General features: G+C 68.5%; 8 protein-coding genes. 4 read left to right on the forward strand and 4 right to left on the reverse strand.

The features are described 5' to 3' along the window. Positions 1–234 precede the first annotated feature (234 nt). From AB0G47_RS37790 to AB0G47_RS37800, 3 genes are all read right to left on the reverse strand, one after another. The gene (locus AB0G47_RS37790; RefSeq protein WP_360779630.1) at positions 235–1284 is read right to left on the reverse strand and encodes a major capsid protein; all 1050 of its coding nucleotides are present in this window, start codon (positions 1282–1284) and stop codon (positions 235–237) included. Then, positions 1281–1685 (reverse strand): head decoration protein, encoded by a 405-nt coding sequence (locus AB0G47_RS37795; RefSeq protein ID WP_360779633.1) that lies wholly within the window; start codon positions 1683–1685, stop codon positions 1281–1283. The genes AB0G47_RS37790 and AB0G47_RS37795 overlap by 4 nt, the downstream gene beginning before the upstream one ends. 144 nt (positions 1686–1829) lie before the next feature. Continuing rightward, positions 1830–2501, reverse strand: coding sequence for a hypothetical protein (locus AB0G47_RS37800; protein ID WP_360779636.1), 672 nt, complete (start codon positions 2499–2501; stop codon positions 1830–1832). Positions 2502–2726: 225 nt separating this feature from the next. On the opposite strand from AB0G47_RS37800, the gene AB0G47_RS37805 reads away from it, so the two are divergent. Continuing rightward, positions 2727–3335 carry a hypothetical protein gene (locus AB0G47_RS37805; RefSeq protein WP_360779638.1) on the forward strand — a complete coding sequence of 203 codons (609 nt, stop codon included), beginning with the start codon at positions 2727–2729 and terminating at the stop codon, positions 3333–3335. Between the two features lie 15 nt (positions 3336–3350). On the opposite strand, the gene AB0G47_RS37810 is transcribed toward AB0G47_RS37805, so the two are convergent. Next, positions 3351–5120, reverse strand: a complete 1770-nt coding sequence (locus tag AB0G47_RS37810; protein ID WP_360779640.1) for a hypothetical protein — start codon at positions 5118–5120, stop codon at positions 3351–3353. A 3122-nt stretch (positions 5121–8242) separates the two neighbouring features. On the opposite strand from AB0G47_RS37810, the gene cas7u reads away from it, so the two are divergent. The 3 genes from cas7u to cas3u are packed head-to-tail and all read left to right on the forward strand — an operon-like array spanning position 8243 to position 13972. Beyond that, positions 8243–9436, forward strand: coding sequence for a type I-U CRISPR-associated RAMP protein Csb1/Cas7u (gene cas7u, locus AB0G47_RS37815; RefSeq protein ID WP_360779642.1), 1194 nt, complete (start codon positions 8243–8245; stop codon positions 9434–9436). A gap of 4 nt (positions 9437–9440) precedes the next feature. Beyond that, positions 9441–10898, forward strand: coding sequence for a type I-U CRISPR-associated protein Csb2 (gene csb2 / locus AB0G47_RS37820; protein WP_360779644.1), 1458 nt, complete (start codon positions 9441–9443; stop codon positions 10896–10898). After that, positions 10895–13972, forward strand: a complete 3078-nt coding sequence (cas3u, locus tag AB0G47_RS37825) for a type I-U CRISPR-associated helicase/endonuclease Cas3 (RefSeq protein ID WP_360779647.1) — start codon at positions 10895–10897, stop codon at positions 13970–13972. Before csb2 ends, cas3u begins: the two co-directional genes overlap by 4 nt. Positions 13973–13974 lie beyond the last annotated feature (2 nt).

Below are 13974 nucleotides of genomic sequence, written 5' to 3' on the forward strand. Positions count from 1 at the left end.
CCCACCGTGCGGGTCTGCCCTAAGTGGGCTGCGCTTTTCGGGCAGATGGCTTGTCGGGCGCCTTCGCCGGGGCGGGTGGCTGTCCGCCCTCCCAACACCGCGGATTGGTGATCTGCTCAGACACAGCGGGATCTGTGACCTGCTCGCCGACATGGAGCACGACAGGGACGCGTTCCACGGGGTCGAGGATATGAACGACTGCGGCCAGCACTCCGCGTGACCTCACGGCGGCGCTCACAGCACGGTCGCGGTGATGTGGCAGTCCGGCGAGTACAGAACCGGCATCGCCGCGGCGGCGCCCTTGGTCCAAATCTGCACGGGGTCGTCCTGGACGTCGCGGGTGATGACGACGCCGGGGGCGTCTTCCCGCTCGATCTGCGGATTCGTGCCGCGCGACAGAGCCAGGGACTCGGTAGTGGTGCCGTACTGGGTCTGACCCCACTTCGCGCGGTCCGGCGGCAGCATGATCCATCGGTCATCCGGCAGGACCCGCTTGGAGACGTCGTCCTGCCACACCTGCGCCTTGTAGAACGTGACCGGTGGAAGGCCGTAGTTGCCGCGCACCGAATTGATCTGCTGCGGGTTGAGCGTCGCGGTCGGAGTCTGCCCACCGGCCGGGGCGCCGTAGTACGCCGCCCGATAGGACTGATTGCTGGCCAGATGCGACCACGCCTTGCGGGACGTGAGGACCATCTCCGGGGCCGGTGCGCCGATGGAGTCGAGGTAGTCGATCCACCGCAGCTCATCCGCGATCGGATCGGCATCCGGCGCGGACCACGGCTTCGGCGCAGTCGGCATGTTCGCCTGAGGGACGCCGTAGTCGACCTCAACCGTCAAGCCGTTCTCGCCGGCCAGGCTGAGCTTGCCGTCCAGCAGCACATCACCGGCAGCAAGCTCCAGACGTGAGCGGATGGCTTCGACGTGGCGTTCCACGTCGTCGTACAGCAGCTCCACCAGGCGGTCCTCGTCTGCTCCACGCGACGCGTCCAGGAGGAGCTGCTCCATCTCGCCGACCAGGAGCTTCTGCCCCAGCGCGGGGAGGGTGCCCTCGGTCTGGGTGGACTCGGCCTGCCGCTTCGCGAACGGCACGGACGCGTCGTAGGCACGGTAGGAGGCGGTGTTGACGCGTCGCTTGGACTGCCGGACCCGCCACTTCACATCCTTCACCTGCGTCTCGGTGAAGACGCTCTGCGTGAGGAGGAAGTCGGACGGGTTGGGGATGGATCGGGCGTAGACGGTCAGGTCGGCGACGGAGACGCCCTTGAGGAGGTCGGCGACACTCATGCGCTCACCGTTCCGATGAAGCGGATCTGCGCGGCCGTCGGGTTGTAGGCGATCTTCGTGGGATCGATGCCGCCGGGGACCTTCGCGGCCTTCACCGTGCCGTGCCAGAACAGCGCCGCGGGGACCTTGGTCGTGCCGGGCGTGTAGGCCGCCTCGGCGTACACTAGTCCGCCGAGGACCTCCCGGCCGTCCTTGGCTGCCGGATCATACGGCCCGTACAGGCCGGAGGCCGTGATGTGGCCGACCGGAACACCGGACCGCACATAGCCATGCGGCTGGGCGGCGGTCGGCTCGACGTAGTGAACGTTCTTGGTGAGCTTGGTCAGGTCGAGGGTGATGGTGTCCGTGGAGTCGGTGCCGTGCCGGGAGGCGAGCCAGTCCCGGTCAGCGGTCACCGTCACGGAGGTGGTGTACGGCTGGATCAACGCCGCTTCTCCTGGTGGTGCTGGGTGCGGTCACGCACTCACCCGGTGGTGGCACGGTCCACGAAGAGACGGAAGCGGGGCGTGGTCCCCAACGCGGCCCAGGCTGTGGGCAGTCAGCGCCTACTCGGGTGCAGGGAGGATGCCTCGGCGGCGGGCCATCTCCAGCCCGGCCGAACCAGGCTTGCTGTCCACGCCTGCAGGACGCGACGGAGGAACGGAGGCCGGGGCACCGCCAGGAGCAGCAGGGAACTGCTGGGTACCTGTGGAGACGGCGGTGAACAGCTCGGGGCGCCGTGCCTTCAGCTCCTGAACGGCGTTGGCCAGCGCCTCGCCGTCGGCGTCGTCCGGGGTGCGCAAGAGCGCCGCGGCATCGTCCAGGTCGTGACCCGTCGCTCCGACACCGGAGAGCACGGCCCGCCGGGCGGCATCACGCTCGCGGGCCAGGGCTGCAGCCTCACGGGCCGCGGCTACCTTCTCGCGCGCGGCCAGCGCCTGTTCACGGCGCTCGGCCTCGGACAGTTGCTCCTGCTCAGCCTGCCGGACCCCGGCGAGATGCTCCTCCAGCGCCCCGGCATTCGCGAAGCCGAGCTTCTCGACGAGGGCACGGATCGCGGCCCGGCCGCCCTGGTCCTTTTCCCGGGCCATCAGCGTGTTCAGCTGCTTTTGGCTGATGTTGACGGTGACTTCGTCGTTCGACGGATCGTCCGAGGAGGCGCCGAGCACGGGGTAGATCGGACGGCCATCCTGACGGCGACCGAGCACGGTGCGCGGGGTGGGCAGACTGCGGGTCATCAAGTGGTGCTACTCCCACGACGGCCCCGCGCCACTGCCGAGTCTACGGACGTCAAGCTCACGGCTTGGCTCAGCAGCAGATAGCCGGGCGGCATTCTCCCCCTGTCGGGTTGGGGATCGTCAGTCCCAGCGACAGCCCACATCCACGTCGGTGTGGACATCACGGCCGCCAGTGCTGGGGCAGGGCGGCAAAGGAGGACGGGCGGAGGATTCCATGATCACTTTGTGAGCATTTTCGATACCATGGCCCTCTCAGGACGGGGGTACATGAGCACAGAAAAATCTCGCCGCAGGCGGATGGTCGTAGTGGCGGGCGTAGTCTGCGCCGCTGGGATAGCTGGCGGGGCCTGGTGGATGACCGAGTCGCAGGTGTCGGCAGAGGAGTGGGACCGGTCGCTCACCTACTCCGAGAGCACCACTGCCTCACTGGAAGGCCCCAGCCGCGTTGAGATCTCCTATCTGTCGGTCGATGACGCGACGTCGAACATCCCGAACTACGGAGATCGCACGTACACCCCACACGTCTCGCTCACAGCGTTCAACGACTCTGACGAGAGCCAGAACTACACCGTGACGTTCAAGGTGCTGCGCGCTGGAAAAGACGTGAAGCCCAACAGCAACACCGTGAAGATCTTGGGAGTTGAGCCGGACTCCAAGGGGCTCAGCCAGTACGAGATCTCGAAGAAGGAGTGGGACCCTGACCTCATCGATGACGAGACCGGAGAGACAGGCGCAGAGTCAGAGACGTACATCGACAGCCCGACCGGTAAGGACTTCACCCTGGAGATCGTCTCGGTCAAGGCGGAGAAGCACTACGCCGTGTCCGGGCAGTAGGCGCTGCGGCACTGGTCAGACCGCCTGTTTCTCTTCGTCGCTCTTTGGGACGTCAGGTGTCACCCGGCGTGGTGTCTGAGCGACACCTCGCCGGGTATGAATGCGCCGTACTTCTTCGCGCGCATCCTCGATCGGATAGCCAGCGTCTTGCAGCATGCGGATCCCAGTCTCCAGGGACAGCACCCCGGCAGTCACGCCCCTGACGACTTCGTCGAGGATCGCCGTCCGGTCAGTTGGAGTGTGCGGGCCGAACACGATACGAGCAGCCATCGGCTTCCCCGTAGTCCAGCCGTCGGCTTGGCCGGCCTGGTGGATGCGCTGCACCATCTTCAGGATCAGGGCGTACTTGTGGGCGCGCGCGAGCCTCATGGAGTCCACGAGAGAATCCAACGGTCCGAGGGACAACTGGAGGGCGTAGCCGCTGGGCACGTCGGAAGGATCGACGGTCCCCAGGCTCACTGCAGGAAGACGGGCGTTGACCGATGCTCGTTCGCGGATCTCCTCCACGCGCGCTCGCAGTTCGGCGAGTTGGCCGGATGTGTCGAGGACGTCCATGCGGCCGCCGTCGGCGAGCTGGAACACCGTGCCGGGTTCGACCATCAGTGGCTTGGGGCGGCCGGTGCCGCGGTCGACTTCGGCGCGGGCTCCGGCCAGGCCGATGATCGGCGCCCCGGTGGTGGCGGAGGCACGGGCAGAGTCGGTGTCGGTCTCCGCCAGCTCGTCGAGGGCCTGCATGACCTTCGCGAGGGTGGACTGTCCGAAGTGCTCGCCATCGGCGACGGTGTTGCTGACGTGGACGAGCGGGATGAAGTCGAGGTGCAGATCCAGCCGGTGCAGGACTTCACCGTCGTTCCGGGTGCGGAAGTGTGCCTTGTCCAGCGGGAGATCGTCCAGGCTCTGCCCATGGCGAAGGTCGTCGAGGAACCATTCGGCGTCGGTGAGGAAGCAGGCGGTCCTCGATGGCCGGCCGGGCGCCCACGGGTAGGTGCGCTCGATGTGGCCAGCCTCCGGAACGTACCGGTCGCCGAGTTCCAATGTGGGGGCACCGGACTCGTCTAGGACGGGATTCCGCCCCACCTGCTCGCTCGCATCGGTGCTGCTGCGAGTCGCCGAGGCCACAGGTCCCAGCTCATAGGTGATCCTGCGGACCTTTGCCTTGAGTCCACGTTTCGGATCTTCCGGTATCTCCCAGGCCAGATGAACCCGGCGCGGATAGTCACCCGGATCGGCATCGTCCTCGAGGACGGGAAAGTAGAAGCCGGGATCGTAGGTCTTGAGCCGGACGCGATCCTTCTCCGGATCCCAGGCCAGGAGATAGAGCCCATCGCCGAGGAGCACCGCCTTACGTTCCGCGGCCTGCATACGCAGTGGCAGCAGCTCCGCCTCCGCCCAGTCCCGCAGCCGCTGCTGCACAGCAGCTGCGGCCACGGCTTCGGGGGACGCGTCGTCGTCACCCGCATGCTCGGCACCGGGCACGATGATCTGCTGTGTCTTCCCCAGCAGATGAGCGAGTGTGGTGTCGACGAACGTCGATGGATCCCCGAACTCCCTACGTTCGGCCGCGGCGTCATGGCCGGCCAGAGTGGCAAGTTCACCGGCCTGGTTGGAGTCGTAGGCGGCAAGGAGTTTATACGCGGCAAGACGTCGTACGGCATCCTCGGGGAGCCAGGTTGCCTGCAGCTCCGGTGCGAGGGCCCGATGAGGGCGCCCGTCGTATGTACCGGCCATCACCGGCTTGTAGTTCAGCCACGACCAGGCGTCGGTCAGGAATGTGCGAAGGCCCACGGGGACAGGTCCGTAACGTCGGCCCCGCGCCTACTTCAGCTTAAGCGATTGTGGTTCTGTGGCCCTCCGCGTCGGCGGGGAGAACGCGACGGCGGCGATGGTGCCGACGGAGAACGGAGCCCCCCCCGCGTTGGCGGGGAGAAACGAGGCCGGCATCACCCCGGAGATCGAAGAGGCGGACATGCCGTGATGGTGCTGCGGTAGGCGAGCGCAGAGACGGATGGTGGGGGTGGCTCGACGCGTTCGCCGCGATTGTGTTGCGGCGGGTGACCGCAAAGACGGCCCGGGTGTGCGCCGTGGCGACCGCCGTCCTGGAGCCGTGATGTTGCTGCGGTGGGAGACCGCAGAGACGGACGAAGCCCTGTATGTGACCAGCGATCCCGCTCTGTGGCCGTGGTGGTGCTGCGGCGAGTGACCACAGAGCCGGTTGGATGACGCTGCGGTAGGGGCCGCGGGTCAACGCCCCGTGATGGTGGTGCAGAGTCGGACGCAGAGACGGGCGCGGCCTGGACATTCAGTGGATGCGCCTCAAGTACCCGTGATCGTGCTGCGGCGGGTGACGACAGAGAAGGCACGGAGGGGTGGCCGTGACGACCTGGCCCGTGGGTGCGGTGATGGTGCTGCGAACTCACGTCGCAGAAGCGGATTGGAATTCCGCGGGGCTTGAGAAGCCGCTCCATCGTGCCGTGATGGTGTTGCGGTGGGTGACCGCAGAGACGGGGGTGAGATCCGGTTGAGGAGGTCACCGCTGGCGACGCCATGGTGGTGCTGCGGTGGGTGACCGCAGAGACGGGCCGTAGCCGGCCACGTGCTGGTCGGCGATCTCGTGGCTGTGGTGGTGCCGCGGCGATTGGCCGCAGAGACGGCCGGTGGTCAACCCCATCGCCGAGGCGTACGTGTGGATGCCGTGGTGGTGCTGCGGCGACTGACCGCAGAGACGGGCGTGGCTTCCGATTCAAATCCCTGGGGGACCTGGCTGCCGTGATGATGCTGCGGCGGGTGACCGCAGATATGGCCGGTCGGGGGCCTATGTGTACGGCTACGCCAAGGTCCCGTGATGGTGCTGCGACGGGTGGCCACAGAGACGGGCCAGGAGATCAGCGACATGTGCGGCACCTACGAGCCGTGATGGTGCTGCGGCAGGTGACCGCAGAGACGGACGCGGATCAGGGTCGGGTAGGCGGGCGCGGCCATGCCGTGATGGTGCTGCGGCGGGTGGACGCAGAGACGGCGGGTAGATGCCGCTGGCCCGGCCGGTGTCGGCGCGGCCGTGATGGTGCTGCGGCGAGTGACCGCAGAGGCGGGGTGCTTGAGCTGGGGCGATCGCGGTGGGTGCGGGTTGGGCTGAGGTTAGCGGAGTACGCGTAAGTCTCGTTTAGGGCATTTTGCTTCGGTGTTAGTGGAGTTGGGGGTGTTCCCTGGAGGTTCCGAGGTGATGGTTGGCGCCCTTCAGAGGTGGATGCGTCGACCGGCTCGTCGACGCCGCAATGGTGCTGCATCGAGATTGCCACTGAGTTTGGCACGGAGCGGGCATGGCCATGGTCACGCACACGATGCCGTGATGAGGCTGCGGCGGGTGGCCGCAGAGACGGCAGGGGCTCCAGCCGCTGAGGGCCCATGCTGGCGATGCTGTGGTGCTGCGGCGGGTGACCGCAGAGATGGTTCGCGGATTTGGCGAGGTAGTCGGCGATCTCGTCGCCGTGATGGTGCTGCGGTTGGTGACCGCAGTGACGGCCACATGTCGGCGACCGCTTCGACGTCCCCGGCAGTGCCGTGATGCTGCTGCGGTAGATGACCGAAGGGACCGCCGCTGAACTGCTCGGCATGCACAAGTGGACGTCCAAGCCGTGGTGGTGCTGCGGGTGGCCGCAGAGATGGTGGAGTTGCAGACCGCGGCGATCCGGTAGGGGCCGTAGCGGTGATGGTGCTGCACTGTTGTCGCGCAGGAACAGTTGGCCACACCGATCAGCCGCAAGATCACCGTGATGCCGTGGTGGTGCTGCGGCAGGTGACCGCAGGGACGGCGGTGTATGGGGCCAGCGGGTTCGAGTCGGTGTGTGCGCCGTGATGGTGCTGCGCTTCCTTCGCGCAGGGACATCCGGTATCAAGACGGGCACGACCGGCTGGGTCCAGTCGCGGTGGTGCTGCGCGTCTCTGGCGCAGGGGCAGCTCATTGGTATGGGGACAGGCCGTCGCCTGCGGTGAGCTCGTCGATGAAGGCGTAGCCGTGATGGTGCTGCGCGGTTCAGGCGCAGGAACAGGGCCGCCGGTCGAGTGCGCGACGTACAGCGCAATGCCGTGATCATGCTGCGCCTTTCTCGCGCAGGTACAGCATGAACGTGACCATCTCCCCCAGCTCCCTCTTGATGCCGTGATGGCGCTGCGCTGCCCTCGTGCAGCGACAGAGCTGGGAGTCGTCCTGCCGCCATGTGTGTTGGGCGCCGTGGTGGTGCTGCGGATGAGCCGCAGAGCTTCTGCTGGCGACTGAACGCCCAGCATGCATACGGGATGCCGTGATGGTGTCGCGACCCAGGCGGCTGGACGCGATGTGCTGGCTAGTCGTTGCCAGACGCGGCACATCTTGAATCGTGCCCGGTCTCGGACTTCCTGTCTATCGCCCTCACCGATTGGCGCGATCCGCGGGCGAGCCTTGTATGACTGTGTGTAACCTCCTTGAAACCAAGGCTAGTTGATGAGGTAGGTATGCCAACTCGCCAACGCCCATAAGGCCTTGGGGATGAACCTCGATTAGTAAGGGAGGTGAGAGTAGGTGTGTATCCGTAAGGATCAAGGTGAAGGGGACAGGGGCCCGCGGTGGTTCCTTTCGCTGGTCGCCGCTGCCGCAAGCGTCGGGCGACTGATCCTCGAATGCATCCGAGGCGGAAGCAACCACTAGTCGGGCCCCTGTCGGAACTGGGAGAGGGCCTGGCACGGCCCGCTCCCAGCGCGAGCGCGCTGTTGCGCACCACTTGAAGTGTAGATGCGACCGCCGGACTCTGCCCATGCTTCGCATCATCGTTCCAGCAGTTCAGAGGCGTGCCGAGACCTTCCATGCGGGCCGTTGTCAGTGCCGGGTGATTCACTCCCTCGCACACGAACTGCCCTGATTTCAGGAGGACTTCATGAAGGATGTCTACGAGCGGCTGCTCGCTGCGGCGAACCTGCGCTCGACCGATGGCGCTATTCGGGTCACTGCCGAGTACGAGCCGCTCGGAGGGCCGGGGACGCCGCTGTTCCCGCCGACGGCGAAGATCAAGGAAACCGATGCGGCCGGCTACCTCATCGAGCCGCGCTACGTCGACGGCGAGCAGGTCGACGTCGTGCTCCTCGACCAGCGTCAGTCCCAGGCCAACCGCTGCGAGTCGGCTCTGGGGGAGGCAATGGGGCGCTGTGAGCTGTTCCTGCCGCATCTGGCGCTGGAGACCGAGTCGGTGGGCGGCGCCCGGGTGCGGTTGACGAGTATGGAGGCGCCGCACCGTTCCCGGGATGCGTACTTCCGTGACGCGGTCGACGCGGACGGGGTGGCGTTCGACAAGACCGAGGTCGGGCTGGCGCTGCGGGACGCGAGCGCCACCGATGTCAGCGCCTATCTGCGGCTGGTGCCGAGTGATCTGGCCTACGGGGTGTGGGACTCGCACCGTAAGAGGCGGATCCAGGTGAAGATCCCCCGCGCCTACGCCTCGGAGATGATTGGGGTCTCGCCGCTGGTCGGCGTGCGCGCCGCAGGGCGGGTGGACAGGCTGAACCTCGCCGGTGACACCGTCGAGGTGACCGACGGGGGCTGGGCGCCTCCGGCCGGGGACAAGCCCGCCAAGGGCGCGAAGACCGCCAAGATGTCCGAGCTGGGGCACGGGATGATCCCTCCCTCGGAGGGGCTGGGCGGGGTGTCGGTGACTGCGGTGCAGCGCAGCGCGACGCTGTCCCTGGCCCAGCTGGCCTCCCTGCGGTTCGGTGATATCAGCGAGGAACTCGCGGCTGCCGGGCGGGCGTTGGTGGCGGCGATCGCTCTGCTGGGGGACCGGCTGGCGTTCGCTTCGCCGGCCCTGCGGTTGCGGTCGGGCTGTGACCTGCTGCTGGTCTCGGAGCGGGTGGAGTGGGTCCAGCGTGGCCGTGATGGACGCCCGGGCGTGGAGCCGTTGGAGGTGTCCACGCCGCAGGAGGCCCTGGAACTGTTTCGCGTGGCGCTTGTGCGGGCCCGGGAGGCGGGGCTGCAGTGGGCCGAGGAGCCGGTCGTGGTGCGCCCCAATGCGAGCCTGCAGCAGGCCATCGACAAGTCGTTCGTGATCGCCGGCATCGGCGAAGCCGAAAGCGAGTGAGCCGGTGCCCTTCCGCATCACAGTGCACTTCTTGGATTCCTCGTACCAGGCTTCCGCCCTGCACCGGGAGTCGGCGGAGTGGCCACCGCACCCGTGCCGGATCTTCTGCTCCCTGGTCTCGGTGGCCGACCCGGCCGACCCCGTGCAGGACGCTGCCCTTGAGTGGCTGGAGCAGCAGCCGGCCCCGCTGATCCGCGTGCCCGAGCAGAGCGCGGAAGCGGACAGCCCGCGCGCCGCATGGGTGCCCGTCAATGCGGTCGCGGCCCGGCCCGGACACGGGCTGCTGCCGGGGCGCACCAATGGGGGCAAGCCGAAGGTGTGGCCCCAGCGCAATCTCGGTGAGCCGGTGATGGAGTTCCAGTGGCCGGCCGAACCGCCGCTCGGCGTGCGGGCCGTGCTGGAAATGCTGGCCAAGGCGGTGCCGTATGTGGGGCGGGCCAGCGGGCACGCCCTCGTGCACGCCGCTGTGGTCCCCGACGGGCCCGAGGACGACGCCGGCTGGCAGGTCTGGGAGCCCGCCGAGGACGCGACGGGCGAAGTCGAGCATCTGCGTGTGCCCTACGGCGGCTACCTGGCACGGCTGCGTCAGGCGTACGAGCAGGGCCAACCGGCCTGGCAGCAGGCCCAGTCCCACGGCTACACCCTGCGCGGCGCCGCCGAACCCGAGCCGGACCAGGCGGTCGCGGGACCGTACGAGGACTTGGTGACGTTCGCGTTCCCGCCGTCGTTCTCGCTCGACCCGCGGCTGACGATGGCCGTCACCGGATCACTGCGCAGCAAGATCATGGGCCTGCTGGAGACAGCCGGCCACGACGTCGAGGCCATGACCGCGATCCACGGCCACAAGAGCGCCGACCCCGGCACCCGGCTCTGCGCCTACCTCGCGCTGCCGTTCGTCGGGAACAAGCATGCCGACGGGCGGCTGCGTGGCGTCGCCGTGGCCCTGCCGCACGGCCTGGACCCGGCGCACCGGCGAGCCCTGCTGGCGATCCTGCTCCGCTACGAACGAGGGCTGCGCCGCCTAGCCGTGCCCACGCTGAAGCAGCCGGTGCCGCTCACCTACGTAAGTGCCGGCAGCCCCGTGGTGGACTCGCTGCGCAGCGTCCGCCCCGAGCGGTGGACACGCCCATCGGCGCTGTGGGCGACCGCGCTGCCGATGGTCCTGGACCACTTCCCCAAACGCCACGGACGGGAGATCGAGAAGTCGGTGGTCACCAGCTGCCGACTGGCCGGGCTGCCCGAGCCGGTGGACGTGGAGGTCCTGCACCAGGGCTCCCATGTGCCCGGCGCGCGAGACCTTCCGGGCTCCGCGCTGCGCCGCAAACAGGACGAGCGGCCGCTGCCCGGCCGTCACGTGCGGGTGCGTTTCGCACAGCCGGTGGCCGGACCCATCGTCCTGGGCAGCAAGAAGAACTTCGGCCTGGGCCTGTGCGTGCCTGTCCGGCAGGGGAACCCCACATGAGCCATGACCTCAGCGAACAGCTGCTGATCCCGCAGGACTTCCCCGCCTTCTTCAAGGCGGTGCACGGGCACCCGCCGTTCCCGTGGCAGATCGACTACCTCAACAAGGTGGCCGCCGGGGAGGATTGGCCCGATCTGGATGTTCCGACGGGACTGGGCAAGACCAGCCTGATCGACATCTGGATTTTCCTGCTGGCCTGGCAGCACGCCTGCGGGCGACGGCGCACGGTGCCGCTGCGGCTGTTCTTCGTCGTCGACCGCCGGCTCGTCGTCGACCAGGCGCACGACCACGCCAAGGAGAAGATCCGCAAAGCCCTCGACCAGGCCCGCAAGGAAGGGCAGCCGCAGAACCCGGACACCGGCGACCGGCGCGCACTGGTCCTCTACCGGGTCGCTGAAGCCCTGGCCGACTTGGGCGGGCAGGGCGTGCCGCTGGAAGTGGTCCGGATGCGCGGGGGCCTCGACTGGTCCTCGCGGTGGCTGCGTTCCCCCTCCCAACCGGCCGTGATCACCTCAACCGTCGACCAGTACGGCAGCCGACTGCTGTTCCGCGGCTACCACACCAGCGCCCGGATGAGGCCCGTCGATGCCGCGCTGTGCGGGATCGACGCCCTGCTCGCCGTGGACGAAGCCCACATCGCCCAGCCGCTCCTGCAGACCGCCCTCGACTGTGCCCGCTACCAAGCAACCGCCACCCACCCGGAGTTCGCCAACCGGGCGGTCAAGGTGGTCAGCCTGTCGGCCACCGCCCGCACCGACGACACCCGACAGCCCCACACCATCGGCGACCTCGACCACCAGAACGAGACCGCCGGCAAGCGACTGCGCGCCGCACGTGAGGTGACCCTGCTGGACGCGGCCCCCGCGGCGAAGGACTCCGCGGACGCCTTCGCGACAGCCGCCGAGGATGCCGTTCAGGCCATGCTGCCCCTCGTCGAACGCCCGGTGATCGGTGTGGTCGCCAACACCATCCGCACCGCCCGCGCCGCACACCGCCAGCTCACCGCGCACGAGGGCCTGGACACGGTCTTGCTCACCGGCCGCAGCCGCACCCACGACCGCGAGCAGCTGCTGGCCAGCGCACCACTGCGCGAACTCCTCGACGGCGTATCCAAGGACCGGGAACGACCCCTCGTCATCGTCGCCACGCAGACGGTCGAGGTCGGCCTGGATGTGTCCTTCGCCGGCCTGGTGACCGAGAACGCCTCATACGCCGCGCTCATCCAGCGCCTGGGGCGCCTCGACCGCAAGGGCGACTTCCGCCACGCGCCCGCGGTCGTCATCCGCGCCAGCGCCCCCCAGGATCCGGCTGCCACACCCGTGTACGGAGCGGCGGCACAGGCCACCTGGGACTGGCTCGCCGGGCATGCCCCCATCCACGAGCCCCCCGGCTTCACCACCGACGCTTTGCAGCCCCCGGGCGAGGAGCGACTGGTCATCAACGCCACGACCCTTCCCGGACTGCTCAAGGACGCCGATCGGGAAGCGATGAACACCCCCGCCCCACTGATCCCGGTGGTGCACCGCACGCTCGTGCACTCCTGGGCCCGCACCAGCCCCGCCCCCGTACCCGACCAGAGCCCTGCCCCCTTCCTCCACGGCCTGGCCACTTCACCCGAGGACGTCCACGTCCTGTGGCGCAGCGACCTGCCCACCACCCCGGACGGGCAGCCCCAGTGGGAGCGGTGGAAGGAACGGATGCACCAACTCCCTCCGCACCAGGGCGAGGCCGTCGCCATTCCCGCTCAGCAGCTCCGCCGCTTCCTGACCCAGCCCGGCAACGACACCACCAGCGACCTCGAAGGCGTACCCGAGGACGACGACAGGAGCCCCAGCAAGCGCAAACCGCGCACCATGGCCCCCGTTCTGAGCTGGGATGACACCAACAGCCAATGGGAGGAGGCGACCGAGCCACGCGACATTCGCCCCGGCGGTACCTACGTTCTCCCCAGCTCCTACAGCGGACACGACGCCTACGGCTGGACCGCAACCCCAGGCCAGCCCGTGGTCGACCTCGGCGACTTCCCGCCGCGCGTCACCACCGCCGCGACCCGTCTGGAAGCCGGACATCTGGCCCTGCTGATGGGCGCCGACGACGACGCGCGCGACGCCATGGCAGCCGCAATCACCGAAGCCCACCAGCACCTGCGCATCGGCGACGAAGACCACACCCCCACCGCCGTCATCCACCAGCTCCTGGACACCCTGCTCGCCTTCACGAACCCGGGCCCGCAGCCCGGCTACCCGGTTCTGGCCCACGAGCGCCTCGAAGCCCTGCGGCAGGTGGCGGAATGGGACATCACCCCCGAGGCCCGCGGCGAGACCACCGGCCACACCATCTTTGATCCACGCACCCCCGAGCGCCTGGTCCTCGTCCCCAACCACCCGCAGCGGGGGATCACCGAGCGCGCCCACGGAGTCGGCGACGATGCCGACACCAGCTCCTTCACCCGCCGCGTGGCCCTCGCCCACCACGCGAAAACCGTCGCCGCCCGAGCGAAGGACCTCGCCTCCCAACTCGGCCTGCCCGACGATCTCGTGGCCACGGTCACCACCGGCGCGCACGCCCACGACGCCGGCAAGCACCACCCGCGCTTCCAAGCGATGCTGTGCGGCGGAGACCGGCTCCTGGCCGAGGCGGAACTCGAGCCCTTGGCCAAGTCCGGCATGGACGCCGCCGACTACGCCGGCCGCCGCCGCGCCGCACGACTGGCCCAGTGGGACACCCAACTCCGGCACGAGGCACTCAGCGCCGCCGCGGTCCAAACTTGGCTCACCACGCGGCCCGACTACACCGCAGGTCAGGACGAGGAACTCCTCATCCATCTGGTCGCCGCCCACCACGGCCACGCCCGCCCCCTGCTCCCACCCGTACCTGACCCCGACCCGCTCGACGTCGAATGCGCCATGCCCGACGGCACCCACGTCACCGTGAACAGCGCCACCATGGGCATCGACTGGGACGGCCCCGACCGCTTCGCCCGCCTCAACCAGCGGTACGGTCCCTGGGGCCTGGCCATGCTCGAAACCCTCGTCCGCCTCGCCGACATGGCCTGCTCCGAGGAAGGCAACTAGCC

This window comes from Streptomyces sp. NPDC021622, from assembly GCF_040640795.1.
Taxonomy (GTDB): domain Bacteria; phylum Actinomycetota; class Actinomycetes; order Streptomycetales; family Streptomycetaceae; genus Streptomyces.

Bases quoted from the DNA above. Each gene is read 5' to 3' on its own strand.
- AB0G47_RS37790 (WP_360779630.1), bottom strand. From the start codon at position 1,284: ATGAGTGTCGCCGACCTCCTCAAGGGCGTCTCCGTCGCCGACCTGACC.
- AB0G47_RS37800 (WP_360779636.1), bottom strand. From the start codon at position 2,501: ATGACCCGCAGTCTGCCCACCCCGCGCACCGTGCTCGGTCGCCGTCAG.
- cas3u (WP_360779647.1), top strand. From the start codon at position 10,895: ATGAGCCATGACCTCAGCGAACAGCTGCTGATCCCGCAGGACTTCCCC.
- cas7u (WP_360779642.1), top strand. From the start codon at position 8,243: ATGAAGGATGTCTACGAGCGGCTGCTCGCTGCGGCGAACCTGCGCTCG.